The 23,877-nt window shown below is 73.6% G+C and carries 26 protein-coding genes and 1 tRNA gene; 14 read left to right on the top strand and 13 right to left on the bottom strand.

The window, feature by feature from the left end; genetic code table 11:
• Position 1: 1 nt before the first annotated feature.
• Entirely contained in the window at positions 2-1,024 is a 1,023-nt protein-coding gene (locus AB0924_RS04195) for a phosphotransferase family protein (RefSeq protein WP_366910593.1), read from the bottom strand.
• A gap of 251 nt (positions 1,025-1,275) precedes the next feature.
• On the opposite strand from AB0924_RS04195, the gene AB0924_RS04190 reads away from it, so the two are divergent.
• Positions 1,276-2,220: an NADP-dependent oxidoreductase gene (locus AB0924_RS04190; protein ID WP_366910592.1), complete on the top strand. Its 945-nt coding sequence runs from the start codon at positions 1,276-1,278 to the stop codon at positions 2,218-2,220.
• A 41-nt stretch (positions 2,221-2,261) separates the two neighbouring features.
• Here the strand turns inward: AB0924_RS04190 and AB0924_RS04185 are convergent, their stop codons facing one another.
• The 4 genes from AB0924_RS04185 to AB0924_RS04170 are packed head-to-tail and all read right to left on the bottom strand — an operon-like array spanning position 2,262 to position 4,446.
• Positions 2,262-2,585, bottom strand: coding sequence for a DUF202 domain-containing protein (locus AB0924_RS04185; RefSeq protein ID WP_366910591.1), 324 nt, complete (start codon positions 2,583-2,585; stop codon positions 2,262-2,264).
• Complete coding sequence (locus tag AB0924_RS04180) at positions 2,573-2,965, bottom strand: DUF202 domain-containing protein (RefSeq protein ID WP_199209958.1); 393 nt, start codon at positions 2,963-2,965, stop codon at positions 2,573-2,575. Before AB0924_RS04180 ends, AB0924_RS04185 begins: the two co-directional genes overlap by 13 nt.
• 21 nt (positions 2,966-2,986) lie before the next feature.
• A complete protein-coding gene (locus tag AB0924_RS04175; RefSeq protein WP_358935029.1) occupies positions 2,987-3,502 on the bottom strand; it encodes an NUDIX domain-containing protein in 516 nt (171 codons plus the stop codon).
• Between the two features lie 32 nt (positions 3,503-3,534).
• Positions 3,535-4,446 carry a DMT family transporter gene (locus AB0924_RS04170; RefSeq protein ID WP_358935031.1) on the bottom strand — a complete coding sequence of 304 codons (912 nt, stop codon included), beginning with the start codon at positions 4,444-4,446 and terminating at the stop codon, positions 3,535-3,537.
• Between the two features lie 249 nt (positions 4,447-4,695).
• Between AB0924_RS04170 and AB0924_RS04165 the strand changes: the two genes are divergently transcribed.
• Genes AB0924_RS04165 through AB0924_RS04155 form a run of 3 tightly spaced genes read left to right on the top strand, consistent with a single transcriptional unit; the run spans position 4,696 to position 7,116 of the window.
• A complete protein-coding gene (locus AB0924_RS04165) occupies positions 4,696-5,730 on the top strand; it encodes a hypothetical protein (RefSeq protein WP_366910589.1) in 1,035 nt (344 codons plus the stop codon).
• A 53-nt stretch (positions 5,731-5,783) separates the two neighbouring features.
• Positions 5,784-6,506 carry a molybdopterin-dependent oxidoreductase gene (locus AB0924_RS04160; RefSeq protein WP_366910588.1) on the top strand — a complete coding sequence of 241 codons (723 nt, stop codon included), beginning with the start codon at positions 5,784-5,786 and terminating at the stop codon, positions 6,504-6,506.
• The gene (locus tag AB0924_RS04155) at positions 6,490-7,116 is read left to right on the top strand and encodes a cytochrome b/b6 domain-containing protein (RefSeq protein WP_366910587.1); all 627 of its coding nucleotides are present in this window, start codon (positions 6,490-6,492) and stop codon (positions 7,114-7,116) included. The genes AB0924_RS04160 and AB0924_RS04155 overlap by 17 nt, the downstream gene beginning before the upstream one ends.
• Before the next feature lie 96 nt (positions 7,117-7,212).
• Here AB0924_RS04155 and AB0924_RS04150 read toward each other — a convergent pair whose 3' ends face one another.
• Both AB0924_RS04150 and AB0924_RS04145 read right to left on the bottom strand, forming a co-directional pair.
• Positions 7,213-8,610, bottom strand: coding sequence for a gluconate:H+ symporter (locus AB0924_RS04150; protein ID WP_358935039.1), 1,398 nt, complete (start codon positions 8,608-8,610; stop codon positions 7,213-7,215).
• 39 nt (positions 8,611-8,649) lie between these two features.
• The gene (locus tag AB0924_RS04145) at positions 8,650-9,168 is read right to left on the bottom strand and encodes a gluconokinase (RefSeq protein WP_358935041.1); all 519 of its coding nucleotides are present in this window, start codon (positions 9,166-9,168) and stop codon (positions 8,650-8,652) included.
• Between the two features lie 140 nt (positions 9,169-9,308).
• Here AB0924_RS04145 and AB0924_RS04140 point away from each other — a divergent pair, with 140 nt between their 5' ends.
• Positions 9,309-10,010: a FadR/GntR family transcriptional regulator gene (locus AB0924_RS04140; protein ID WP_358935043.1), complete on the top strand. Its 702-nt coding sequence runs from the start codon at positions 9,309-9,311 to the stop codon at positions 10,008-10,010.
• A 52-nt stretch (positions 10,011-10,062) separates the two neighbouring features.
• Here AB0924_RS04140 and AB0924_RS04135 read toward each other — a convergent pair whose 3' ends face one another.
• Positions 10,063-10,437 carry a YchJ family protein gene (locus AB0924_RS04135; RefSeq protein ID WP_366910586.1) on the bottom strand — a complete coding sequence of 125 codons (375 nt, stop codon included), beginning with the start codon at positions 10,435-10,437 and terminating at the stop codon, positions 10,063-10,065.
• A 133-nt stretch (positions 10,438-10,570) separates the two neighbouring features.
• Between AB0924_RS04135 and AB0924_RS04130 the strand changes: the two genes are divergently transcribed.
• The 3 genes from AB0924_RS04130 to AB0924_RS04120 are packed head-to-tail and all read left to right on the top strand — an operon-like array spanning position 10,571 to position 13,339.
• A complete protein-coding gene (locus tag AB0924_RS04130) occupies positions 10,571-10,882 on the top strand; it encodes a dsRBD fold-containing protein (RefSeq protein ID WP_358935047.1) in 312 nt (103 codons plus the stop codon).
• An 11-nt stretch (positions 10,883-10,893) separates the two neighbouring features.
• On the top strand, positions 10,894-12,198 hold the full coding sequence (locus AB0924_RS04125; RefSeq protein WP_358935049.1) for a phosphoribosyltransferase family protein: 1,305 nt from the start codon (positions 10,894-10,896) through the stop codon (positions 12,196-12,198).
• Positions 12,199-12,208: 10 nt separating this feature from the next.
• Positions 12,209-13,339 carry a CapA family protein gene (locus tag AB0924_RS04120; RefSeq protein ID WP_358935051.1) on the top strand — a complete coding sequence of 377 codons (1,131 nt, stop codon included), beginning with the start codon at positions 12,209-12,211 and terminating at the stop codon, positions 13,337-13,339.
• A 67-nt stretch (positions 13,340-13,406) separates the two neighbouring features.
• Here the strand turns inward: AB0924_RS04120 and AB0924_RS04115 are convergent.
• Positions 13,407-13,494, bottom strand: a tRNA-Leu gene (locus AB0924_RS04115).
• A gap of 200 nt (positions 13,495-13,694) precedes the next feature.
• Between AB0924_RS04115 and AB0924_RS04110 the strand changes: the two genes are divergently transcribed.
• The 3 genes from AB0924_RS04110 (at position 13,695) to AB0924_RS04100 (ending at position 16,375) form a co-directional block, all read left to right on the top strand.
• Positions 13,695-15,020, top strand: coding sequence for a M20/M25/M40 family metallo-hydrolase (locus AB0924_RS04110; RefSeq protein ID WP_366910585.1), 1,326 nt, complete (start codon positions 13,695-13,697; stop codon positions 15,018-15,020).
• 172 nt (positions 15,021-15,192) lie between these two features.
• Complete coding sequence (gene chpH / locus AB0924_RS04105; RefSeq protein ID WP_358935055.1) at positions 15,193-15,426, top strand: chaplin ChpH; 234 nt, start codon at positions 15,193-15,195, stop codon at positions 15,424-15,426.
• 142 nt (positions 15,427-15,568) lie between these two features.
• Entirely contained in the window at positions 15,569-16,375 is an 807-nt protein-coding gene (locus AB0924_RS04100) for a chaplin family protein (RefSeq protein ID WP_358931983.1), read from the top strand.
• 90 nt (positions 16,376-16,465) lie between these two features.
• On the opposite strand, the gene AB0924_RS04095 is transcribed toward AB0924_RS04100, so the two are convergent.
• The gene (locus AB0924_RS04095) at positions 16,466-16,654 is read right to left on the bottom strand and encodes a DUF5703 family protein (RefSeq protein WP_043407302.1); all 189 of its coding nucleotides are present in this window, start codon (positions 16,652-16,654) and stop codon (positions 16,466-16,468) included.
• A 47-nt stretch (positions 16,655-16,701) separates the two neighbouring features.
• Here AB0924_RS04095 and AB0924_RS04090 point away from each other — a divergent pair, with 47 nt between their 5' ends.
• The gene (locus AB0924_RS04090; protein WP_366910584.1) at positions 16,702-17,442 is read left to right on the top strand and encodes a hypothetical protein; all 741 of its coding nucleotides are present in this window, start codon (positions 16,702-16,704) and stop codon (positions 17,440-17,442) included.
• A gap of 78 nt (positions 17,443-17,520) precedes the next feature.
• On the opposite strand, the gene AB0924_RS04085 is transcribed toward AB0924_RS04090, so the two are convergent.
• Positions 17,521-19,686 (bottom strand): helix-hairpin-helix domain-containing protein, encoded by a 2,166-nt coding sequence (locus tag AB0924_RS04085; RefSeq protein ID WP_366910583.1) that lies wholly within the window; start codon positions 19,684-19,686, stop codon positions 17,521-17,523.
• A complete protein-coding gene (locus tag AB0924_RS04080; RefSeq protein WP_358931990.1) occupies positions 19,683-20,663 on the bottom strand; it encodes an aldo/keto reductase in 981 nt (326 codons plus the stop codon). The genes AB0924_RS04085 and AB0924_RS04080 overlap by 4 nt, the downstream gene beginning before the upstream one ends.
• 198 nt (positions 20,664-20,861) lie before the next feature.
• Here AB0924_RS04080 and AB0924_RS04075 point away from each other — a divergent pair, with 198 nt between their 5' ends.
• The gene (locus AB0924_RS04075; RefSeq protein WP_358931992.1) at positions 20,862-21,917 is read left to right on the top strand and encodes an LLM class F420-dependent oxidoreductase; all 1,056 of its coding nucleotides are present in this window, start codon (positions 20,862-20,864) and stop codon (positions 21,915-21,917) included.
• 158 nt (positions 21,918-22,075) lie between these two features.
• Here AB0924_RS04075 and AB0924_RS04070 read toward each other — a convergent pair whose 3' ends face one another.
• Positions 22,076-23,080: a magnesium and cobalt transport protein CorA gene (locus AB0924_RS04070; protein ID WP_358931994.1), complete on the bottom strand. Its 1,005-nt coding sequence runs from the start codon at positions 23,078-23,080 to the stop codon at positions 22,076-22,078.
• A gap of 62 nt (positions 23,081-23,142) precedes the next feature.
• Between AB0924_RS04070 and AB0924_RS04065 the strand changes: the two genes are divergently transcribed.
• The gene (locus AB0924_RS04065; RefSeq protein ID WP_358931996.1) at positions 23,143-23,829 is read left to right on the top strand and encodes a histidine phosphatase family protein; all 687 of its coding nucleotides are present in this window, start codon (positions 23,143-23,145) and stop codon (positions 23,827-23,829) included.
• Positions 23,830-23,877 lie beyond the last annotated feature (48 nt).

The following is a 23,877-nucleotide window of genomic DNA, read 5'->3' as shown; positions in this document are numbered from 1 at the left end:
GTCAGCCTTCCTGAAGAGTGGTCAGTCCGTGGTCGATGAAGACGGGCACCAGCTCGCCGATCCGGTCGAATCCGCGGCCCACCGTCTGGCCGAGCGTGTACCGGTAGTGGATGCCCTCCAGGATCACGGCGAGCTTGAACCAGGCGAACGCCGTGTACCAGGAGACGGCGGAGACGTCGCGCCCCGAGCGGGCGGCGTACCGCTCGATCAGCTCGGCGGGCCGGGGGTGCCCGGGCGCCTCGGCGGTCGTGGACACCGGCGACGTCGGCAGGCCCAGCGGCGTGCTGTACATCACCAGCAGGCCCAGGTCGGTGAGCGGGTCGCCGAGGGTGGACATCTCCCAGTCGAGGATCGCCCTGATCGTGTCGTCGGAGCCGATCAGCACGTTGTCCAGCCGGTAGTCGCCGTGGACGACGGCCGGGGCGGGCGAGGTGGGCAGGGCGCGGCCGAGGGCCGCGTGCAGCTCGTCGACGCCCGCCAGCTCACGGTTGCGGGAGGCGTCGAGCTGCTTGCCCCAGCGGCGGAGCTGGCGGTCCAGGAAGCCCTCCGGGCGCCCGAAGTCCTCGAGGCCCACGGCCGCCGGGTCCACCGCGTGCAGCTCGACCAGGGTGTCGACGAGCGAGAGCACGGCGTCCCGGGTCCGCGCCTCGCCGAGCGGGGCGAGCTGCTGGGCAGTGCGGTAGGGCGTGCCCTCGACGAACTCCATGACGTAGAAAGGAGCCCCGAGCACGTCCTCGTCCTCGCACAGCAGCACCGGGCGGGGGACCGGTACGTCCGTCGGGTGCAGGGCGCTGATCACGCGGTGCTCGCGCTTCATGTCGTGCGCGGTGGCCAGCACGTGCCCGAGCGGCGGCCGCCGGACGACCCAGCGCGAGGTGCCGTCGGAGAGCGCGTACGTGAGGTTCGACCGTCCGCCCTCGATCAGCCGGCCCGACAGGGAGCCGTTCACCAGGCCGGGCCGCTCACGGTCGAGCAGCGCGCGCAGCCGGTCGAGATCGAGTCCGGGCGGGTGGTCGGCGCTCATACATCACTCCTACGAACGGGTGAACAGGATCGCGTCTCATGATGCCGACCGGTCGGTATGCAGTCCAGTGCGTGTGCCGAACCGGCCCCCGAACGTGACCGGAGCCACGATAATCGGCGCACCGCGCGGGGCGGCTGGTCATTGGCCGTCTTCGGGGTACCGGTGAGGGCGACGCGGACGTTGTCACGCGAACGGTGCACATCCCGGCATACCGGTTGCGTGGCGCACGAGGACCCCGGAGGGTCGTGGGCATGAAGGCCATCAGTTACAGCCGCTACGGCGGGCCCGAGGTGCTGGAGTACGGCGAGGCGGACGACCCCAAGGTCGGCCCCGACTCGGTGCTGGTCAAGGTCCGCGCCGCCGCCGTCAACCCGGTCGACTGGAAGTGTCGCGAGGGCTACCTGGACCAGATCCTGGACGCCGTCTTCCCGGTGATCCCCGGCTGGGACGTCAGCGGAGTGGTGGTGCGGCCCGGCGCCTCGGTACCGGAGTTCTCCGTCGGCGACGAGGTCATCGGCTACGTCCGCGAGGACTTCCTCTCCCGGGGCACCTTCGCCGAGTACGTCGCCGCGCCCGTGCGCACTCTGGCACGCAAGCCGCGCAACCTCTCCTTCGAGGAGGCGGCCGGGCTGCCGCTGGCCGGGCTGACGGCCTACCAGGTCCTGGTCAAGGCGCTGGAGGTCAAGCGCGGCGAGACCGTCCTGGTGCACGCGGCGGCCGGCGGGGTCGGCTCCCTGGCCGTCCAGATCGCCGCCCACCTCGGCGCCCGGGTGATCGGCACGGCGAGCGAGCGCAACCACGACTTCGTGCGCGGGATCGGCGGCGAGCCGGTGAGCTACGGCGAAGGCCTGTCCGAGCGGGTGCGCGGACTCGCCCCCGAGGGCGTGGACGCCGTCTTCGACACCATCGGCGGCGGCACCCTGAAGGTCTCGGCCAACCTGCTCGCTCCGGAGGGCCGGCTGGTGTCCATCGCCGACCCGGAGGTGGTCGGCTTCGGCGGCCGCTACCACTTCGTCCGGCCCGACGCCGGGGACCTGCGCAAGCTGTCCGAACTGGCCGAGCAGGGGGTGGTGTCCGTGCACGTCCAGGAGACGTTCCCGCTGGAACGGGCGGCCGACGCGCACCGGCGGAGCCAGGAGGGGCGCACCCGCGGGAAGATCGTCGTCACGGTCGACCAGGAGACCGACAGGCACTAGACCCGGCGGCGGCCTGCCCGGCGCGAGCCGGGGACGCCCGCTCAGACCACCAGCACGACCGCGCACACGGCCATCGCCACCGCGCACAGCGCGGCCGCCGTGGCGTGCCGCGGTGCCAGCGCGGGCGGCCGGGCCCCGGCCGCCAGGACGCGGATGCGGTGGTGGGCCACCCACAGCAGGCCCAGCCAGAGCACACAGCACAGCGCGCATCCGACGACCGCGGTGGCCGACGCCCCGCCGTGCAGCGCGGCCCGCACCGCGAGGACGGCGGCCACGGCCGCCGACAGCGTCGTACGCCGCCAGGCCAGCCGGGTGCGCTCCGGCTGCAGCCCCGGATCACGGCCGGCCGTACTCACCCCGCCCATCCCACCAGCACCACCACGACCATCGCGACCGCCACCACCGCGACGACCAGGCTCAGCACCGCCGGGAACCGGGAGGCCGGCAGGTCCTCGCCCCGCCGCATCGCCCGTTCGCAGCGCACGTAGTGGTTCACCGCGCGCAGCGAGCACAGCACCCCCGCGCCGAGCAGCGCGAGCGCCAGGCCGACCCGCCACGCCCAGCGCAGGTCCGGCAGGAACTGGTCCACCGCGAATCCCCCGCCGATCAGCGCGAGCGCGGTCCGCAGCCAGGCCAGGAACGTGCGCTCGTTGGCCAGCGAGAACCGGTAGTCGGGCGTGCCGCCCTCCTCGCGCACCCGCTCCGGGGCGAACCAGAGCCGGACGTTGCGTACGAACTCACTCACGCGCAGGACCCTACCGGGGCGTCACCGGGCCGACCGGAACGCCCGCAGCCGCTCGTAGGCCGCCACGCCGTCCGGCACCCACTCCCACTCGCCGAGCCGCCGCTCCACCTCGTCCGCCGACAGGAAGTCGTGCCACTGCACCTCCTCCGCCTGGGGCCGCACCGGAAGGTCGCAGGACACCTCGTACACCGCCGACCACCAGCTCTTCCCGGCCCCGTCGTCGTAGAGGAACTTGAAGAGGAACTCCGGCCGGGGCAGCCCCGACACGCCCAGTTCCTCCTCCGCCTCGCGCAGCGCCGCCGCGTCGTAGGACTCACCCGCGCCCACCACACCGCCGACGAACATGTCGTACAGGGAGGGGAAGACGAGCTTGGTGGGGGTGCGGCGGTGCACGAACAGGCGCCCGGCCGCGTCCCGGGCCTGGATGAAGACGCACCGGTGGCGCAGGCCCCGGGCGTACGCCTCGCCGCGCGGGACCTGTGCCACCACCCGGTCGTTCTCGTCGACGATGTCGAGGATCTCGTCAGCAGGGTTCATGCCCGTATCCAAGCAGGGCCCGGCGCGCGGGCTCAGCGCGACTGGAGGTCCCGGGCGCGCTCCGGGTCCGCCGCGCCGGACGGCATCGCAGGGTGCATCCCGAGCAGCACGATGCCCGCGACGATCGCCGCGAGCCCCGCCGCCTCCCAGGCCAGCGCCCCGGTGTCGGTGCGCAGCCGGTCGCCGAGGAAGCCCACCCCGCACAGGATGCCCGCCAGGGGCTGGGCCGCGGTGAGCGCCGGCAGCGACATGCGCAGCTCGGCCGTCTCGAACGCGCTCTGCACCAGGACCAGTCCGGTGACGCCCAGCGCGAGCACGCCGTAGGGCTGCCAGCCGCTGAGCAGCTCCGGGAAGCCGCCGGCCGCGAAACGGGTGCCGCTGATCCGGGTGAGCGCGTCCTGCACGCCGTAGAGCAGCCCGGCGGCGGTGGCCAGCAGCACCGGGCCCCCGTCCAGCCGGGACCGCTTGGCCCAGGTGGTGAGCACCAGGGCCGCGCCGAGCATCACACCGATGATCAGCCAGTGCCGCAGCGGGTCGGTGACGGCGATGCCGCCGCGCGGTTCGCCCGCCACGATGAACGCGCTCACACCGCCCGCCAGCAGCCCGAGCCCCGCCCAGCCCTGACGGCCGAGCGACTTCCCGGTCCGCAGGCGCGACAGGGCCAGCGCGAACAGGAGGTTCGTCGCGAGCAGCGGCTCGACCAGCGAGATCTCGCCCTTGCCGAGGGCGACCGCGCCGAGGACCATGCCGGCCACCATCAGGGCGATACCGCCCAGCCAGCGCGGCACCCGCATCAGGTCCAGCAGCAGCCGGAACGACAGGAAGTCGCCGAGCGGTGCCCGCTGCGCGGCGTTCTGCTGGAGCACGAAACCGGAGCCCACGCAGGCGGCGGCGCCCACGGCGAGCAGGAGAACCAGAACGGACACGCTGCGTACCTCGATCATCCGGCCGGACCACGGACGCGTAGTGGCCGACTGTAGCGTTCCCGGGACACCGTGCCATGGCGTACGCCACACCCTCTGGCCCGCACACCGTCCGGACCCGGCGGCGACCAGCGCGTCCGTGCCCCAAGTGCCCCGCGCCACAAGCTGGTTGAAGAGGGCAACACTCCGGTTCTGCTTGACGCAAACCCTGGCTGCGGGTTTGCTGTGCGTGATCGGTCGATGGCAGCCCGAGAAACAGGAAGTCCCGCGGTGCCCCCAATCCCGTCTCTGCTCGGCGCCCGCCGTGCCCTTCCGGACCAGCCGGGCGCCACCGCCCCGGAGGACTCCGGCGCCTTCGACGAGGCCCTGGACGACGCCGAGCTCCTCGCCGCCCGCGCCTCGCTGGCCCAGGGCCGGCGACAGGCCACGCGCGCCCTGCTGCGACGCACCGGCGACGACTGGGACCGCAGGGGCCACCGCCTCACCGTGCTCGCCGGCGCGCACTACGCCGCCGCCTGGGCCCAGGACTGGCTGCTCGCCGAACCGGACTCGCCCGACGCCGCCGCCCTGCACGCCCTCGCACTGGTCCGGCGGACCTTACGCGGCGTGGAGAGCCCCGACCGGGCCCGCGCCGCCTGCCACGCCGCGGCGGCCCTGGCCCCCGCCGACCCCACGCCCTGGCTCGGCCTGCTCCGGCTCGCGCGCCTTCTCGGCCCCGAGCGCGAACTGCTGGGCGTCTTCGCCGAGCTGCGCGAGCGCCACCCCGAACACCACCACGCCCACCACCTGCTGGTCGCCCGGCTCGCCGAGCGGCCCCACGGCGGCCGGGCCGAGTCCCACGAGGTGTACGACCTCGCCGAGCGGGCCGCCGCCGAGGCCCCCGCCGACTCCCCGCTTGCCGTCCTGCCGGTCGTCGCGTACGCCGAGCGCTACCGCGTCCTGGCCGCCACCGGCCTGGCGCCCGCCGACCCGTCCGGCAGCGGGCACTGGTCGGGCCCCCGGGCCCGCCACGTCCTGCGCGCGGCCTTCGACTGGTGGCTGGAGTGGGAGCACGACGAACACCCCCGCCGTCACACCGACCTCAACCACCTCGCCTTCGCGATGTCCTGCGCCGGCCGCCCGGCCGAGGCGGCGGCCCTGTTCCGGCGCATCGGGCGGCACGCCACCCCCGTCCCCTGGTCGTACCCGCACCGCGACCCGTGGCCGGCCTTCCGCGCGGCCCGCGCCCGCGCGCTGGGCGGACACCCGTACCCACACGGCGGGAGCGCTCCCGCACCCGTCCGGGGAGTCCTTACGGAACTCTGACCGATGTCCGCACACGCTGCCCCCGCCCCGGCCGCAAGTGCTCGAATGAAGAGGTGAACCCCGAACCGCCCGAGGACCCCGGCGCCCAGGGCCGGCCCGTCGGCCGCCGTGTCTTCCTCGGCACCCTCGCCCTGGGAGCACTGGGCGTCGCCACCGCCCCGGTGGTGCAACGCGGCCTCGAAGGCTTCCTCGGCAGCGACCCGACGGGCCTGTCCGGTCTGCTGCCCAACGGCGGCGGCTTCCGCTACTACTCGGTGGCCGCCTCCGTCCCGCACAAGAGCCCCGCCGACTACCGGCTCACCGTCGACGGCCTGGTCGACCACCCGCGCACCTACACCCTCGCCGACCTGCGCGCGCTGCCGCAGACCCGGCTGGTCAGAGACGTCCAGTGCGTCACCGGCTGGCGGGTCCCGGGCACCCCCTTCCAGGGCGTGACGCTCTCCCGGCTGCTGGACGCGGCCGGAGTACGGGCCGCCGGCCGGGCGGTCCGCTTCACCTGCTTCGACGGCACCTACTCCGAGAGCCTCACCCTCGACCAGGCCCGCCGCCGGGACGTCCTGGTCGCCCTGCGCATGCAGGACAAGGACATCGGCCACGACCACGGCGGCCCCGTCCGCCTCTACGTCGCGCCCATGTACTTCTACAAGTCCGCGAAGTGGCTCTCCGGCATCACCGTGACCGACCGCGTCCGGCCCGGCTACTGGGAGCGGCTCGGCTACGACGTCGACGCCTGGGTCGGCCGGTCGAACGGGCGGACCGATGAGCCTACGAGCTGACACCCCGGCACCGCCGGACTCCCGCGTCCGCCGCTTCGGCCCGGCCCAGCGCTGGGTGCACCGCGGCACGGCCGCGCTGATGGGCGTGTGCGTGCTCACCGCGGCATGCCTCTACATCCCGCAGCTCGCCGTGCTCGTCGGTCGCCGTGCACTGGTCGTCCGGGTCCACGAGTGCGCCGGGCTCGCCCTGCCCGTCCCGGTGCTGCTGGGCCTCGCCTCCCGCGCCTTCCGCGCCGACCTGCGCTTCCTCAACCGCTTCGGCCCCCACGACCGCGTCTGGCTGTGGGCCGCGCTGAGCCGGGACAAGCGCCGCTCCTCGCGGCCGGCGGGCAAGTTCAACGCCGGCCAGAAGGTCTACGCGGCCTGGATCGCCGGGGCCACGCTGGTCATGCTCGGCACCGGCCTGATGATGTGGTTCACCTGTCTCACCCCGCTGGTCTGGCGGACCTCCGCGACCTTCGTGCACGACTGGCTGGCCCTGACGATCGGCGTGGTGCTGGCCGGCCACATCGGCATGGCGCTCGGCGACCCGGAGGCCCGGCGCGGACTGCGGACCGGCACCGTGAGCAGACGGTGGGCCGAGCGGGAGCACCCGCTGTGGCGCCCCTGAAACGGCGCTCACCCCCTCCTCGGCCGCCGAGGAGGGGGTGAGCGGTGGCTGCCGCGCCCGCATGCGCGGCGCCCGTGTGTACCGCGCCCGTGTCGCCTATATGACGAGTGACAGCAGCAGGACCAGCCCGCCCGCGACCACCGAGATGATCGTCTCCATCACCGACCAGGTCTTCACGGTCTGTCCCACGCTCAGCCCGAAGTACTCCTTCACCAGCCAGAAACCGGCGTCGTTGACATGGCTGAAGAAGAGCGAGCCGGCGCCGATGGCGAGGACCAGCAGAGCGGAGTGGGTGGTCGACATGTCGGCCGCGAGCGGCGCGACCAGACCGGCCGCCGAGACCGTCGCCACCGTCGCCGAGCCGGTGGCCAGCCGGATCACGACCGCGATCAGCCAGGCCAGCAGCAGCGCCGGGATCGCCCAGTCCTTGGAGATGTCCAGGATCATCTGGCCCACTCCGCAGTCGATCAGCGTCTGCTTGAAGCCGCCGCCCGCGCCCACGATCAGCAGGATGCCGGCGATCGGCATCAGGCCCTTCTCGACCGTCTGCTGCAGGCGCTCCTTGCTGAACCCGGCGGGCCGGCCCAGCGTGAAGAAGCCGACTATGACGGCCGCCAGCAGCGCGATCAGCGGGGAACCGACCACGTCGAAGACCCGCTGGGTCATGTCCGTGGTGTCGTCCACCACGATGTCCACCAGCGCCTTGGCCAGCATCAGCACCACGGGGAGCAGCACGGTTGCCAGCGTCGGGCCGAAGCCCGGACGGCGCTCCAGGTCCTCGGACGGGCGCTGCGGGATCATCCGCTCGGGGGCGGGGACGTCCACCCAGCGGGCGGCGAAGCGCGAGAACACGGGACCGGCGATGATCACCGTGGGGATGGCGACCAGGATGCCGAGCGCCAGCGTGACACCCAGGTTGGCCTTGACCGCGTCGATCGCGACCAGCGGGCCGGGGTGCGGCGGGATCAGGCCGTGCATCACGGACAGACCGGCGAGCGCCGGGATGCCGATGCGCATCAGGGAGTAGTTGCCGCGCTTGGCGACCATCAGGACGACCGGGATCAGCAGCACGATGCCGACCTCGAAGAAGAGCGGCAGGCCGATCACGGACGCGATCAGCACCATCGCCCACGGCATCGACCGGCCGCCCGCCTTGGCGAGGATCGTGTCGACGAGCTGGTCGGCGCCGCCGGAGTCGGCGAGGAGCTTGCCCAGGATCGCCCCGAGCGCGATCAGGACGCCCACGCCGGCCACGGTGCTGCCGAGCCCGGTGGTGAAACTGACGATGGCCTTGTCCAGCGGGGCCCCGGCGACCGCGCCGAGCGCCAGCGACCCGATGGTCAGCGACAGGAAGGCATGAAGCTTGAACTTGGTGATGAGCAGCACGATGACGGCGATGCCCACCAGGATGGCGATGCCGAGCTGGGCATGGCCGGCGGAGGTGATCGGCGGAGGTGCGTCCGCTGCCAGCATCTCGACGCTGAGTCTGGTCACGGGGGTTCCCTTGCAGGTACGGGGGACGGGGGTGAGGTGTTACTCGGAGGTGTCGGAAAACGCGTCGAGGGCCCGCACGGCGCGTGCGGTGATCTCCTCGGGGCTGCCGCCGACGTCCACGGCCACTCCGGCCTCGTCCGGCTCCAGCGGCTGCAACGTGGCGAACTGGGAGTCCAGCAGCGCGGTCGGCATGAAGTGACCCTGCCGGTGGGACATACGGTCCTCGATCAGCGCGCGGTCGCCCGTGAGGTGGAGGAACACCACTCCCGGAGCGACGGCCCTGAGCCGGTCGCGGTACGACCGCTTCAGCGCCGAGCTGCTGACCACCCCGCCGAGCCCGGCGCGCCCGTGCGCCCAGTGCCCGATGGCCTCCAGCCACGGCCACCGGTCGGCATCCTCGAGCGGAACGCCGGCCGTCATCTTCTCGATGTTGGCCCGCGGGTGGAAGTCGTCGCCCTCGGCGTACGGGACACCCAGCCGGGCGGCGAGCAACGGACCGATCGTGGTCTTGCCCGTCCCGGCGACGCCCATCACGACGACGACGTGGGGGGTGCGCATGGCTGCCTCGCTGTCTTCCTCGACATCCGACGCCACTTCGGCGTCGCCACACTGAAACCTATTAGGTACGACGAATACAAGAGTGTGTGACATATAAGTCTGACTTTTTGTCGCCGTGATCCAGGCCGTACGCTGATTCCATGAGCACACCGGGCCGGGGGTTGCACGGCCGCGTACTGGACACCCTCGGTCCCGCGATCACCGCGGGGGAGTATCCGCCGGGCAGCGTGCTGCGCACCGACGAGCTGGCACAGCACTTCGAGGTCTCACGCTCCGTGATGCGCGAGGCCGTCCGCGTGCTGGAGTCCATGCACCTGGTCGAGTCCCGCCGCCGGGTCGGCGTCACCGTCCGCCCCAAGTGCGAGTGGAACGTCTACGACCCGCAGGTCATCCGGTGGCGTCTGGCGGGCGCCGACCGCCCGCACCAGCTGCGCTCCCTGACCGTGCTGCGCTCCGCTGTCGAACCGGTGGCCGCCGGCCTGGCCGCCACCCACGCCACGCCCGAGCAGTGCGCCGAACTCACCGAGTGCGCCCTCGGAATGGTGGCCAACTCACGCGGACACCGGCTCCAGGACTACCTGGTCCACGACATCGCCTTCCACCGGGTCGTCCTCACCGCCTCCGGCAACGAGATGTTCGCCCGCCTCGGCGACGTCGTCGCGGAGGTGCTGGCCGGGCGCACCCACCACGAGGTCATGTTCGAGGACCCCGACCCGGCGGCCGTCACCCTGCACGTCCAGGTCGCCGAGGCGGTCCGCGAAGGCGACCGCACCCGCGCCGAACGGCTCACCAGGGAGATCACCGAGGGCGCCCTCCAGGAACTGGACATCCTGGCGCCCTGACGCCCCGGGACCGGAACCGCGACCCGGGGCGGACGCGACGCCCCGGCCGGGATCAGTCGAGGAAGTCCCCGTCGACGTACACCCACGCCCCTTCCACCCGCTCGAACCGGCTCCGCTCGTGCAGCGAACCGCCCCGGTAGGAGGCACGGAAGGTCACCGTTCCCGCGCGGTGGAACGCCGAACCCTCACCGGTCTCCAGGATCTCCAGCCCCGTCCACCTCATCCGCGGATCCAGCTCCAGCCGCTCGGGACGGGTGCGCGGATGCCACGTCCGCAGCAGATACGCCGCGTCCCCCCGGACGAACGCGCTGTAACGCGACCGCATCAGCGCCTCGGCGGTCGGAGCGGCGGCCGGCCCGGAGTGGAAACGGCCGCAGCAGGCCTCGTAGGGCTGGGCAAGTCCGCAGGGGCAGGCGCGCGTGGTCATGCCCCTCATTCTGCCCGGGCCGCCGCTCCGGTCCGCCGCCGGTGCGCCGCCCGCCCGGCCGGTGCACAGTGGAAGGGGTGACGCGTGCCGGCGCGTCCCGCCGGCCTCGCAGCGCAGTGAGGAGGGGCGGACGATGACCCGACCCCTGAGCAGCCGTCCTCCGTCGGTGAAGGAATGGCGGCTGAACCTGTACCTGTCCGAACACGACCCGGACACCACCGCCCGGATCGTCCTGGACACCGGAGACAACGTCCTGGAGAGCCACGCCGAGGCCCGCCGCAACCCCTACGACACGGCGGTGCCCGACATCGGCGACGAACTCGCCGCCGGACGCGCGCTGATCGCCATGGGCCGGGTGCTGCTGCGCGCGGCCGCGGGCGACATGAAGGACATGGGCGCGACCGACCGGGAGGCTCCCGCGCCGCTCTGGCTGTCCCGGGAATGAGGTGGCCCACCGTGCTCTTCACCGACCGGCTCGAGGCGGGACGGCGGCTGGGCGCCCGCCTCGAGTACCTCAGAGGCCAGGACGTCGTGGTGCTCGGACTGCCCCGGGGCGGCATCCCGGTCGGCGCGCAGGTCGCCGAGGCCCTCGACGCCCCGCTGGACGTCTGCATGGTCCGCAAACTGGGCCTGCCCAGCCAGCCCGAGCTGGGCATGGGCGCCATCGGCGAGGACGGCGTCCGCGTCATCAACCAGCAGGTGGTGCGCGGCAGCGGGGTCACCCGGGCCGACCTGGACCGGGTCGAGGCGCACGAGCGCGCCGTCCTGGCACAGCGCGCCGCCCGCTACCGCGGCGACCGCCGGCCGGCCGGAGTCGCCGGCCGGACCGCCGTGATCGTCGACGACGGCGTGGCCACCGGCTCCACCGCGCGCGTCGCCTGCCGGATCGCCCGGGCCCGCGGCGCCGCACGGATCGTGCTCGCGGTCCCCGTCGCACCCTGGGACTTCCCGCACCGGCTCGCCGGGGAGGCCGACGACCTGGTCTGCCTGGCCACCCCGGCGGACTTCTACGCGATCGGCCAGTTCTACGGCGACTTCACCCAGGTCGCCGACGACGAGGTCACCGCCTGGCTGCGGCAGGCGGCCCACCGCCACGAACGCTTCGCCGGCACCGGCCCCGGCGACCGGGAGGCGGAGATCGCCGCCGGAGCCGTCCGGCTGCGCGGCCGGCTCACCCTGCCCGCGGGCGCGACGGGAATCGTGGCCTTCGCCCACGGCAGCGGCAGCGGCCGGCACAGCCCCCGCAACCGGTTCGTCGCCGACGGACTGAACCGCGCCGGACTCGGCACCCTCCTGTTCGACCTGCTCACCGAGGACGAGGAGCGCGACCGGGCCAACGTCTTCGACATCGGACTGCTGGCCGGCCGGCTCCGCGACGTCACCCGGTGGCTGCGCGAGGAGCCCGACGCCGAGGGGCTCGCGGTCGGCTACTTCGGCGCCAGCACCGGCGCGGCCGCCGCCCTGTGGGCCGCCGCCGAACCGTCGGCCCGCCCCGCCGCCGTCGTCTCCCGCGGGGGCCGCCCCGACCTCGCCGGGCCCCGGCTGCCCGAGGTGACCGCGCCCACCCTGCTCATCGTGGGCGGCGCCGACCGGCAGGTGCTCGAACTCAACCGGGAGGCGCAGGCCGCGCTGCGCTGCGAGAGCCGGCTCGAGGTGGTGCCCGGCGCCACCCATCTCTTCGAGGAGCCCGGCACGCTGGAGCGGGTGACCGAACTGGCCCGCGACTGGTTCACCGACCACATGGCCCCCGCGCACGTGTAGGGCCGGGACCATGCGCGAGGGCGCCGTCACCCTGTTCCTTGCCGGTGACGTCATGCTCGGCCGGGGCGTCGACCAGATCCTCCCGCACCCCGGCGACCCCGCCCTGCGGGAGGACTACGTGCGCGACGCCCGGGACTACGTGGCCCTTGCCGAGTCCGTGAACGGCCCGATACCCCGCCCGGTGGACCCGGCCTGGCCCTGGGGCGAGGCACTGCGCTGCCTGGACCGGGCCGCGCCCGAGGTGCGGGTGATCAACCTGGAGACCGCCGTCACCCAGGACGGCGACTTCGAGCCCGGCAAGGCCGTCCATTACCGCATGAACCCCGCCAACCTGTCCTGCCTCGCCGCGGCCCGCCCCGACGTCTGCGCCCTCGCCAACAACCACGTGCTCGACTTCGGGCCGCCCGGCCTGGCGGAGACGCTGGACAGCCTGGCCGGGGCCGGGCTGCGCACGGCCGGAGCGGGCCCCGACGCGGTCTCCGCCTGGCGGCCGGCGGCCGTGCCCCTGAAGTCCGGCGGCCGCGTCCTCGTCTTCTCCTTCGGGATGCCCTCCAGCGGCATCCCGCACGGCTGGGCCGCCACCGCCGACCGCTCCGGAGTGGCCCTGATCGCCGCGCCGACCCCGGCCGGCGCGGCCGCCTTCGCCGACTGCCTGCGCCAGCTCCGGCGGCCCGCCGACCTCGTCGTCGCCTCCGTCCACTGGGGCCCCAACTGGGGCTACGGAATCCCCGGCGGCGAGATCCGCTTCGCCCACGCCCTGGTCGACGCCGGCGTGGACGTCGTCCACGGCCACTCCTCACACCATCCGCGCGCCCCCGAGGTGTACCGGGGCCGGCTCGTCCTGTACGGCTGCGGCGACCTCGTCGACGACTACGAGGGCATCAGCGGCTACGAGCGCTACCGGGACGACCTGCGCCTGCTGTACCTGGTGACCCTCGATGCGGGCACCGGCCGGCTGACCCGCCTGCGGATGGTCCCCCTGCGGGCCCGCCGGATGCGCCTGGAACACGCCTCGGCCGAGGACACCGCCTGGCTGCGCACCGTGCTCGACCGGTGCGGCAGCGACCTCGGCACCCGCGTCGAGCGGAGCGACGACGGCACCCTCACCGCACGGCCCCTGCGCGCCACCGCGCCCCGCTGAGAGCCGCCCCGGCCCCCGGCGCCCCTCCCGGGGCATGCGAAAGGCCCCCGCGGAGCGAGGGCCTTGCTGGTGTCCGAGGGGGGACTTGAACCCCCACGCCCGATAAAGGGCACTAGCACCTCAAGCTAGCGCGTCTGCCATTCCGCCACCCGGACAAGGTGTCTGTCGTGCGGGGGTTTCCCCCGCGGCGACGAAGGAAACACTACCAGGCTTTCGGGGCCGGCCGATCACACCCCGTCCCCGGGGCCCGTCCGGCGTGAACGGCGCGTGACGGGCCGGGCCCGGTCTTGGGCGCGGGGCGGGGCCGGGGAGAGGATGGACGGGACCACCAGCAGTGACAGTGGGAGGAGTCAGCGTGAGCGAGACGGACACGGCCAGGGGCGTCACCGGCGAGGACGAGGTCGTGGACCTCTGCCGCGAGCTGATCCGGTTCGACACCAGCAACTACGGCGACCACTCCGGGCCCGGCGAACGGGCGGCCGCCGAGTACGTCGCCGGGAAGCTCGCCGAGGTGGGGCTGGAGCCGGAGATCTTCGAGTCGCACCCCGGACGCGCCTCCACCGTGGCCCGCATCGAGGGCGAGGACCCGTCCCGGCCCGCGCTGCTGATCCACGGCCACCTGGACGTCGTACCGGCCAACGCCCACGACTGGACCCACGACCCGTTCTCCGGCGAGGTCACCGACGGGTGCGTGTGGGGGCGCGGGGCCGTCGACATGAAGGACATGGACGCGATGACCCTCGCGGTCGTGCGCGACCGGCTCCGGAGCGGACGCCGGCCCCCGCGCGACATCGTGGTCGCCTTCCTCGCCGACGAGGAGGCGGGCGGCACGTACGGCGCACGGCACCTCGTCGACCACCACCCCGGCCTGTTCGACGGCGTCACCGAGGCGATCAGCGAGGTGGGCGGTTTCTCGTTCACGGTGAACGAGCAGCGGCGGCTCTACCTGATCCAGACGGCCGAGAAGGGCATGCACTGGATGAAGCTGACCGTGGCCGGCACCGCCGGGCACGGGTCGATGATCCACCGGGACAACGCCATCACCGAGCTGTCCGAGGCCGTCGCCCGGGTCGGCCGGCACAAGTTCCCGGTCCGGGTCACCAAGACCACCCGGGCCTTCCTGGACGAACTCGGCGACGCCCTCGGCACCGAGCTGGACCCGGAGAACATGGAGTCCACCCTCGCCAAGCTCGGCGGCATCGCCAAGCTCATCGGCGCGACCCTCTCCAACACCGCCAACCCCACCCAGCTCGGCGCCGGCTACAAGGTCAACGTCATCCCCGGCGAGGCCACCGCGCACATCGACGGGCGGTTCCTGCCGGGGCACGAGGAGGAGTTCCTCGGCGACCTCGACCGGCTCCTCGGGCCGAACGTCCGCCGCGAGGACGTGCACGCCGACAAGGCGGTCGAGACCACCTTCGACGGCGCGCTGGTCGAAGCCATGCAGTCCGCGCTGCTCGCCGAGGACCCGAGCGCCAAGGCGATCCCCTACATGCTCTCCGGCGGCACCGACGCCAAGTCCTTCGACGATCTCGGCATCCGCGGCTTCGGCTTCGCGCCGCTGAAGCTGCCGCCGGAGCTGGATTTCGCCGGCATGTTCCACGGCGTGGATGAGCGGGTGCCGGTGGACGGGCTGAAGTTCGGTGTCCGGGTGCTCGACCGGTTCATCGACGCGTCGTGACGCCTCCGGTCGATCGGCGTCGTGACGCCTTCGGTCCATTAATCGGGCGGCTGTGCGAGATCGACTGGGAAGAGTGAATGCGACGATAAGCTCGTAGCCTCATTACCCCCTCCTCGTTACAGGTGATGTGATCCCCGCACCTTGGGATCGCATTGCCAACTAGGAGGAATAAATGATCAAGAAGGTCGTCGCTGCCGCGGCCGCCACCGGTGGTCTGGTTCTCGCGGGCGCGGGCCTGGCCGTCGCCGACTCGGGTGCCCAGGGTGCCGCCGCGCACTCGCCGGGCGTCGTCTCCGGCAACGTCATCGAGGTGCCCGTCCACGTTCCGGTGAACGCCTGCGGCAACACGGTCGACGTGATCGGGCTCCTGAACCCCGCCTTCGGCAACGGCTGCGTCAACGACTGACGCCGGCTCCCCGAGGGGCGTCTTTTACGAGCCGTCGGCCCCGGAGCGCGTGCCATGCGCTCCGGGGCCGACCGGCCTTTCTCCGCGGAATTCCTTTCCGCGGAGGGTGCAGAGAACATCGAAGGCAGGGGGGAATTCCGTAATGCGACAGAGTACCCGCAAGGGTCTTATGACCATGGCCGCCGCCACCGGCGTGATCGCCGCCGCGAGCGGCTACGCGCACGCCGACGCCGGCGCGGCCGGATCCGCCACCGGTTCGCCCGGCGTGCTGTCCGGCAACACCGTGCAGGCACCGGTGCACGTGCCGGTGAACGTCTGCGGCAACACCGTGAACGTGGTCGGGCTCCTCAACCCGGCCGCGGGCAACGCGTGCGCCAACCACGGCGGCAGGGGCTCGGGCGGCCACGGCGGTTCCCACGCGAGCGGCCGCAGCGACCACTCGCCCGGCGTCGGCTCCGGCAACACCGTCCAGGTGCCGGTCGACGTCCCGGTGAACGTGTGCGGCAACAGCGTGGACGTCGTGGGCGCCGGCAACGCCGCCAAGGGCAACGACTGCGCCAACGGCGGCGGGCACCACAACGCGCCCGGCCACCCGGGGCACCCGGGCCACCCCGGCAACCCAGGCACTCCGGGGCACCCCGGAACGCCCGGTCACCCCGGTACTCCGGGCCATCCCGGAACGCCCGGTCACCCCGGCAACCCTGGTACGCCTGGCAACCCCGGTACGCCCGGCCACCCGGGAACGCCGGCCGCTCCGCCCACCGACACCGGCCGGACGCCGCACGGTTCGTCCCAGGTCAGGACGCAGGGCGGCGGCTCGGAGCAGTCCGTGGGCGGCGGTCAGCTCGCCCACACCGGAAGCGAGGTGCCGCTCGGGCTCGCGCTGCCGGCCGGCGCGGGCGCACTGCTCGCGGGCGCGGTGCTGTACCGCAAGGCCCGGGCCGCCTAGCCGGAACGCCGTGGCCGCGAGGCCGTGGAAACCGGAGCGGGCCCCGCCGTCCTGGCGGGGCCCGCTCCGCTGTTCATACGTCGTCCTGCCTCACCACGTGGCCCGCACCTGGCGGATGATCCGTCGGCGCAACCGCACCTTGCGGCTGCCGTCGCGCAGCAGGCTCAGTCGGTCCAACTCCCAGTGTCCGTACTCGGCATGGTCCGTCAGCAGACGCGTCGCCTCCTTGCGGGACACCCCGCGAGGCACGTACACGTCGACAAATTCGTATTCCGGCATCGCATCTATTGTGCGGGCTGGTGCCCGGTACGGATAGCGTCTGCACTATGTCTGATGCTGCGCAGCCCACCGCTGCCGAGGTACGCGCCGCCGTCGAGGCGGTCAAGACCGCGCTCGACCGTCACCTGGCCGCGGTCGAACGCAGGACGGGGGAGGACGACCAGGCCGTCTACGAGGCGTTCAACGAGTTGGCCTCGGCCGCCGAGGCCTACGACGAGCTGCTCTACGACCGCTACGACGAGGTCACGCCGTTCGAGATCCCCGGTGCGGAGGACTCGCTGCCGCCGTACGCGGGCCCAGGGGAACCGCACGCGGTCAGCGTGCTGATCCGCCGCGACTACTCCGTGGCGGAGCCCCAGCGGCTGCTGGCCCAGGCCCAGCGGGTCGAGGCGGCGGAGTACGAGGACGGCGAGGGCGCGAACGACGAGGCCGCCGCCACCGTCCCCGGGGCGCTCGGTGTCCTCTTCGGCGAGTTCGAACCGGACGAGATCGCCTCGCGGCACGCGGAGTTCGGCCTCGAGGAGGGCGACTCCACGCTGTGGGTCACCGCCGCCGACGAGCCGGCCGAACCCGGTGAGTGGCTGGAGGCCCCGTTCGACGAGGTCGACCCGGAGCGGGTGCTGTGCCGGTTCGACGTCAGCGCGGTGTTCGACGAGGACCACGAGGACGAGGACGACGACGAGGACCACGAGGACGACGGCATCGACGACGAGGCCCTGGACGAGCTGGACGCGGACGACGAGCTGGACGGCGACGACGATCTCGAGCCGCTCGACGCCGAACGGTGACCCGGTCCGGCGGTGCCGCCGGGGCCCGGGGCCCGTACGGCACCGCCGCTTCCGCCGGGCGCGAAGCCGGCGGGCCGGTCAGCCCGCCGCGGGGACCTGGGCGCGCAGCAGCGTCCGCAGACGGGTCGTCCGGGGCTTGGCCTGGACCTCCGCCACGGCCCTCGGCAGTGCCTGCTCCACACCGTGCACCACCGACAGATGGCGCTCACCCCGGCCGAAGGCCGTGTAGATCCAGGGCCTGGTGAGGGTCTGCGCGGCGTCCCCGGGCAGCACCACCACCGCGGCCGGCCAGCGGCCGCCCACCGCCTGGTGCGCGGTCAGCGCCCAGCCGTGCCGCACCGACTGCTCCACCCGCTCCCGGGGCACGACGACGGGCTCGCCCGCGCACTCCAGCCGCAGCCCGTCGGCGTCGGCGTTCACCACGCGACCCGGCACCGTACGACCCGGGGCGGGGGAGTAGGCGATCCGGTCGCCGGGGTCGAAGCCGCCGAAGCGGCCGGGCCCCGGGTTGAGGCGTTCCTTCAGGGCGGTGTTCAGGGCCCGGGTGCCGGCGGCGCCGCCGTGGCCCGGGGTGATCACCACCGTCTGTTCGGGCGGCACCCCGATGGCACGCGGCACCGAGTCCGCGACCAGTTGCACCGTCCGGTGCACGGCCTCGCCCGCGTCCCGCACCGGAACGATGACGATCTCCTTGCCGGGCGCCTCCACCTGGTTCAGTTCACCGGCCCCGATGCCGGAGACCAGCTCGCCCAGCGGGCCGGGGTCGGGGGTGCGGGAGGCGAGCTGCGGGCAGGCGCGGGCGGCCAGCAGATCGGCGAAGACCCGGCCGGGCCCGGCCGACCACAGCACCGAGGGGTCGCCGCTGAGCACCAGCCGGGCCCCGTCCGGCAGCGACTCCACCAGCATGGCAGCGCTCTCCACGTCGAGTTGGGGTGCGTCCAGCACGATCAGCAGATCCAGGTCCAGCGCGCCCTCCGCGTCCCGGCCGGGCCCCTCGGCCCCGGACAGGACACCGGCGACCGTGCCGACGGCCCGGGCGCCCTCGGCGTCACCGAGCAGGGCGGCGAGAGGGGTGCGGCCGGCCGGGGTGTGGCAGACGGCGAAGGCACGCAGCCCGGCGGCCCGGGCCGCGCCGAGCAGCGCGACCGGTTCGGCGCGGGCCGCCTCGCCGCCGGTGTGCAGTATCAGAGCGTGCCCGGCGACCGCGCGGGCCAGCTCGGCCGCGCCGCCGGACGCCCCGGCGGCGACCGCCTCCCAGGGCCCGGCGGCCTCCTTCGGCAGCGAGTTGACCAGCCGGGCCAGCCCGTCGGCGAGGCTCTCCTCGGCGAGCGCGTACCGCTCCAGACCGGCGAGGACCCGGACCGGGCGCTCCTCCTCCCCGCCGTCGTCCTCCCTCGGGGCCGGGGCGCCAGGCTCCTCCAGGGCGTCCTGGAAGACCAGCGCCTCCGCCTCGGCGATCGTGCTCTGCACCGCCGCGTCCGGGTCCGGCACGCCACGCTGCGCCAGGGCCGCGGTGAGTGCCGTCAGCTCCAGCGCGGTGTGCCCGGCCAGCGCCGCCTGCTCCAGCAGCCAGACGGTCACCGCGCGGCCCCGCCGCTCGTCGTCCGGACGGCACTCCGCGCCGAGCAGCGCCCGCGCGAACCCGTCGGCCTGCTCCGGCCGCACCCCGCCGATCCGCAGCAGCTGCCATGGGTCCTCGCGCAGCGCGGTGTCGGCGCCCTCGCCGAGTCCCGATGCCACCTGGGCCGCCAGGGCCTCGGGCGCCCCGCCCTCGGCGAGCACCCGCCGCACGGCCTCCACGGCCTCGGGGGCGGGCCCGTGGGCCGCGGGCACCGCGGCCGGGGCGGGCTGCGGCCGCCGGACCGGCTCGGGGGCCGGGCGGCGGGGGGCCGGCGCGGGCTCGGCGAAGACCGCGGCGGCCGGCTGCTCGCCGCTCTCGACCGCCCTGACCGCGGCGAGCAGGTCGGCCGCCTTCCCGCTGAGCGCGGTGCCGCTCGCGATGGGCGCCTTCCGCTCGGCCCTGCGCCGCTCGATCCGCTCCCGCTCCATCCGCTGCGCGGCCAGCTCGGCCTCCGCCTCGGACAGCTCCGGCCCGCCCGCGTCACCGGCGGGCTCCGCGCCCGTGCTCCCCGGGTCGCCGCCGGTCGCGGTGCCCTGCTCCGGGGTCCGATCGGTGTCCGGGCTCTCCGGGACGTCCGGCGCCTCGGGCCCGGTGTCCTCCGTGGTCTCCGGCTCCGTGCTCACAGCGTGCTCCAGTCGTGATCGGGATAGCGGTGCACGGGCGCCGACACATCGTCCAGCGCCCGGCAGATCTCGTCAGGAAGACTAAGCGCCTCCACTGACAGTGCCGCCGTGAGCTGCTGCGCGTTGCGCGCGCCGACGACCGGGGCGGCCACCCCGGGCCGGTCCCTGACCCAGGCGAGGGCGACTTGGAGCGGGGTGACCGCGAGCCCGTCGGCGGCCGTCGTGACGGCGTCCACGATGTGGGAGGCGGTGTCGTCGAGGTACGGCTCGACGAACGGCGCCAGGTGCTCGGAGGCGCCGCGCGAGTCCGCCGGAGTGGTGTGCCGGTACTTGCCGGTGAGCACACCGCGGCCCAGCGGGGAGGACGGCAGCAGACCGACGCCCAGGTCGAGCGCCGCGGGCAGCACCTCGCGTTCGGCGCCGCGCTGGAGCAGCGAGTACTCGAGCTGCGTACCGGCCAGCCGGGTGCGGCCGGGCGCCCCGAGCTGCCAGGTGGCCGCCTTGGCGAGCTGCCAGCCGCAGAAGTTGGCGACGCCGACGTACCGGGCCCGGCCGCTGCTCACCGCCAGGTCGAGGGCCTGGAGGGTCTCCTCCAGCGGAGTGCCCGGATCGTAGGCGTGGATCTGCCACAGGTCGACGTGGTCGGTGCCGAGACGGGCGAGGGAGGCGTCCAGGGCGGCGAGCAGATGCCCGCGGGAGCCGTCGACGCGCCGGTCCGGGTCGGGGACGCTGCCCGCCTTGGTGGAGATCACCAGGTCCCGGCGGGGCACCAGACCGTCCATGAGCCGCCCGAGCAGGTACTCCGCCTCACCGTCGCCGTACACGTCCGCGGTGTCGACGAGGGTGCCGCCGGCCTCCCAGAACGTCTTCAGCATGTCCGCGGCGTCGTGCTCGTCGGTGTCCCGGCCCCAGGTGAGGGTGCCGAGTCCGATGCGGGACACGCGCAGGCCGGTACGGCCGAGATGCCTCTGCTCCATGTGCGGGAGATTACTGGCCAGAACTGGGGCCGTGGGTTGCCTGTGGACAACCGGATCCGCCCCGGTGGGCGCCCGGATTCCCGGGCCCCGTCGGCACCGGCGCCGGCGGGGAGCGGCGGGCGGGGGCTGTGCGGGGACGGCCCCGGCTCGCTAAGGTCGCAGCCAACGGACGTTACTCATGGGTAAGGGGATTCGGCCATGCAGCTCGGGATCAACCTCGGCTACTGGGGTGCCGGGATGGACGCGGACAATCTGGCCGTCGCGCAGGAGGCCGAGCGGCTGGGCTACGCCGTGTGCTGGGCCGCCGAGGCGTACGGCTCGGACGCCGCCACCGTGCTCAGCTGGGTCGCCGCCCAGACCGAGCGCATCGACGTCGGCTCGGCGATCTTCCAGATCCCGGCCCGGCAGCCGGCCATGACCGCGATGACCGCCGCCACCCTGGACTCGCTGTCCCAGGGCCGCTTCCGGCTCGGCCTCGGCGTCTCCGGCCCGCAGGTCTCCGAGGGCTGGTACGGCGTCCGGTTCGACAAGCCGCTCTCCCGCACCCGCGAGTACGTGGAGATCGTCCGCCGGGCGATGACCCGTGAGCGGCTGTCGTTCGAGGGCGAGCACTGGACGCTGCCGCTGCCCGGCGGCCCGGGCAAGCCGATCAAGCTGACCGTGCACCCGCAGCGCGAGCACATCCCGCTGTACATCGCCGCCATCGGCCCGAAGAACCTCGAGCAGACCGGTGAGATCGCCGACGGCGCCCTGCTGATCTTCCCGTCCGCCGAGCACCTCGAGGACACCACGATCACGCACCTGCGCGCCGGACGGGAGAAGGCGGGCAGGACCCTCGACGGGTTCGACATCTGCCCGACCCTGCCGCTGGCCGTCGGCGACGACAAGGACGTCTCCCGGCTCGCGGACACCTTCCGCCCCTACACCGCGCTGTACGTCGGCGGCATGGGCAGCTTCAAGCAGAACTTCTACAACCGGCTCGCCCAGCGGATGGGGTACGAGAAGGAGGCCGCCGAGATCCAGGAGAAGTACCTGTCCGGCGACAAGCAGGGCGCCGCGGCCGCGGTCCCGCAGGACCTGATCGACAAGACGACGCTGCTGGGCTCCGTGGACCGCATCGCCGACCGGATGAAGGCCTACGCCGCCGCCGGCGTCACCACGCTCTCGCTGGCCCCCGCGGGCTTCACGCTCGACGAGCGGATCGCCTCGCTGCGGGCCGGCAGCGAGGCCCTGGAGCGCGCCGGCCTCGGCTAGCACGCGCCGCGGGAAGTTCTGCGGCCGTGGTGGGGGCTCGGGGGGTCTTCCCCGCCACGGCCGTCACGCAGAACAACGCACCGGACGCCGGGTGGTTACGACCCCCGGCGCTCCTTCGCGCGGACGGCCCGCTCCGGGCCCGCCCTCCCGCGGCCCGCTCACAGCCAGCCGCGCCGCTTGAACTGCCGGTACAGCAGGACCTCCAGCCCGGCCATCACCACGATCACCACCGGATACGACCACAGCCAGTGCAGTTCGGGCATGTGCTCGAAGTTCATGCCGTACACGCCCGCGATCATCGTCGGCACCGCGGCCATCGCCGCCCAGGCGGAGATCTTCCGCATGTCGTCGTTCTGCCGCACGCTCGTCTGCGCCAGGTGCGCCGACAGGATGTCCGACACCAGCCGGTCCAGGCTCTCCACGGACTCGTTCACGCGCGTGAGGTGGTCGCTCACGTCCCGGAAGAACGGCCGCGCCTTGTCGTCCACGAACCGCACACCGCCGCCGCCGCCGCTGAGCGGTCCGGTGCCGGCCAGCCGGGTCAGCGGCACCGCGAGCGGCCCGGTAGCCCGGCGGAACTCCAGGACCTGCCGCTTGAAGGCGTAGATCCGCGACGCGGTGTGCCGCGAACCGCCGTTCACCGGCTCGAACACCTCCGCCTCCAGCTCCTCCAGGTCGGTCTGCAGCTCCGTCGCCACCTCCAGGTAGTGGTCCACGACGGCGTCGGAGATCGCGTACAGCACCGAGGTGGGGCCCGTTCCGAGCATCTCCGGGTCCTCCTCCAGACGGCGCCGTACGTCCGCCAGCGGCGCCCCCACGCCGTGCCGGACCGTCACCACGAAGCCGTCGCCGACGAACACCATGACCTCGCCGGCCGAGACGGTGTCGCTCTTCGGCTCGTACACCACCGGCTTGAGCACCATGAAGAGCGAGTCGTCGTACACCTCCAGCTTGGGCCGCTGATGGGCCTTGAGGGCGTCCTCGACCGCCAGTGGATGCAGCCCGAACTCACGGGTGACCAGGTCGAACTCCCGTTCCGACGGTTCGTGCAGCCCGATCCACACGAAGCCGCCCGCCGCCCGCGCCTCGTCCAGCGCGTCGGACAGGTCCTCGGGGCCCTCGGTACGGAGCCCGTGCCGGTACACGGCGCAGTCCACGATCACGGAGCGCATTCTCCCTTCGCCCGTTCACCGGTGCATCTACGGATGCGCTTACCCTGGGCCGCATGCCCACGCTGATCCTCGTCAGGCACGGACGGTCGACCGCCAACACCTCGGGCGTGCTCGCCGGGTGGACCCCAGGTGTCACCCTCGACGAGCGCGGCGCCGCGCAGGCCGCCGCGCTGCCCGGACGGCTCGCGGCACTGCCGCTCGCAGAGGTCGTCGCGAGCCCCCTGGAACGCTGCCAGGAGACCGTACGCCCGCTGCTCGACGCCCGTCCCGGACTGCGCGCCCACACCGACGAACGCATCGGGGAGTGCCACTACGGCGACTGGTCCGGACGCAAGCTCGCCGAGCTTAAGGACGAGCCGCTGATGGAGGTCGTCCAGGCCCACCCGTCGGCCACCGCCTTCCCGGGCGGTGAGTCCATGCGGGCCATGCAGACCCGTGCCGCCGAGGCCGTACGCGAGTGGAACGCGCGCGTGGAGCGCGACCACGGAGCCGACGCCGTCTACCTCATGTGCTCGCACGGCGACATCATCAAGTCGCTCGTCGCCGACGCCCTCGGACTCCATCTCGACCTCTTCCAGCGGATCTCCGTGGAACCGTGTTCCATCACCGCGATCCGCTACACCCGCCTCAGGCCGTTCCTCCTGCGCCTCGGCGACACCGGGGACTTCGCTTCGCTCGCCCCGCGCGAGGAACCCGGAGAGGGCGACGCACCGGTCGGAGGTGGTGCGGGCGCACCGTGATCGTCGCCCGCAGTAGGGTGAAGCGGTCCACCCCGTGGCACCCGCAAT

Source organism: Streptomyces sp. NPDC047869, assembly GCF_040704065.1.
Taxonomy (GTDB): Bacteria; Actinomycetota; Actinomycetes; order Streptomycetales; family Streptomycetaceae; genus Streptomyces.
Note: the sequence above shows the minus strand (reverse complement) of the source record. Positions and strands in the feature narration are given on the sequence as shown.

Excerpts from the sequence above, each read along its gene's own strand:
- chpH (WP_358935055.1), top strand. The coding sequence starts at position 15,193 with ATGATCAAGAAGGTCGTCGCTGCCGCGGCCGCCACCGGTGGTCTGGTT.
- AB0924_RS04190 (WP_366910592.1), top strand. The coding sequence starts at position 1,276 with ATGAAGGCCATCAGTTACAGCCGCTACGGCGGGCCCGAGGTGCTGGAG.
- AB0924_RS04155 (WP_366910587.1), top strand. The coding sequence starts at position 6,490 with ATGAGCCTACGAGCTGACACCCCGGCACCGCCGGACTCCCGCGTCCGC.
- AB0924_RS04095 (WP_043407302.1), bottom strand. The coding sequence starts at position 16,654 with ATGCCGGAATACGAATTTGTCGACGTGTACGTGCCTCGCGGGGTGTCC.
- AB0924_RS04195 (WP_366910593.1), bottom strand. The coding sequence starts at position 1,024 with ATGAGCGCCGACCACCCGCCCGGACTCGATCTCGACCGGCTGCGCGCG.
- AB0924_RS04120 (WP_358935051.1), top strand. The coding sequence starts at position 12,209 with ATGCGCGAGGGCGCCGTCACCCTGTTCCTTGCCGGTGACGTCATGCTC.
- AB0924_RS04075 (WP_358931992.1), top strand. The coding sequence starts at position 20,862 with ATGCAGCTCGGGATCAACCTCGGCTACTGGGGTGCCGGGATGGACGCG.
- AB0924_RS04175 (WP_358935029.1), bottom strand. The coding sequence starts at position 3,502 with ATGAACCCTGCTGACGAGATCCTCGACATCGTCGACGAGAACGACCGG.
- AB0924_RS04135 (WP_366910586.1), bottom strand. The coding sequence starts at position 10,437 with ATGACCACGCGCGCCTGCCCCTGCGGACTTGCCCAGCCCTACGAGGCC.
- AB0924_RS04170 (WP_358935031.1), bottom strand. The coding sequence starts at position 4,446 with ATGATCGAGGTACGCAGCGTGTCCGTTCTGGTTCTCCTGCTCGCCGTG.
- AB0924_RS04145 (WP_358935041.1), bottom strand. The coding sequence starts at position 9,168 with ATGCGCACCCCCCACGTCGTCGTCGTGATGGGCGTCGCCGGGACGGGC.
- AB0924_RS04130 (WP_358935047.1), top strand. The coding sequence starts at position 10,571 with ATGACCCGACCCCTGAGCAGCCGTCCTCCGTCGGTGAAGGAATGGCGG.
- AB0924_RS04140 (WP_358935043.1), top strand. The coding sequence starts at position 9,309 with ATGAGCACACCGGGCCGGGGGTTGCACGGCCGCGTACTGGACACCCTC.
- AB0924_RS04090 (WP_366910584.1), top strand. The coding sequence starts at position 16,702 with ATGTCTGATGCTGCGCAGCCCACCGCTGCCGAGGTACGCGCCGCCGTC.
- AB0924_RS04100 (WP_358931983.1), top strand. The coding sequence starts at position 15,569 with ATGCGACAGAGTACCCGCAAGGGTCTTATGACCATGGCCGCCGCCACC.
- AB0924_RS04080 (WP_358931990.1), bottom strand. The coding sequence starts at position 20,663 with ATGGAGCAGAGGCATCTCGGCCGTACCGGCCTGCGCGTGTCCCGCATC.
- AB0924_RS04065 (WP_358931996.1), top strand. The coding sequence starts at position 23,143 with ATGCCCACGCTGATCCTCGTCAGGCACGGACGGTCGACCGCCAACACC.
- AB0924_RS04185 (WP_366910591.1), bottom strand. The coding sequence starts at position 2,585 with ATGGGCGGGGTGAGTACGGCCGGCCGTGATCCGGGGCTGCAGCCGGAG.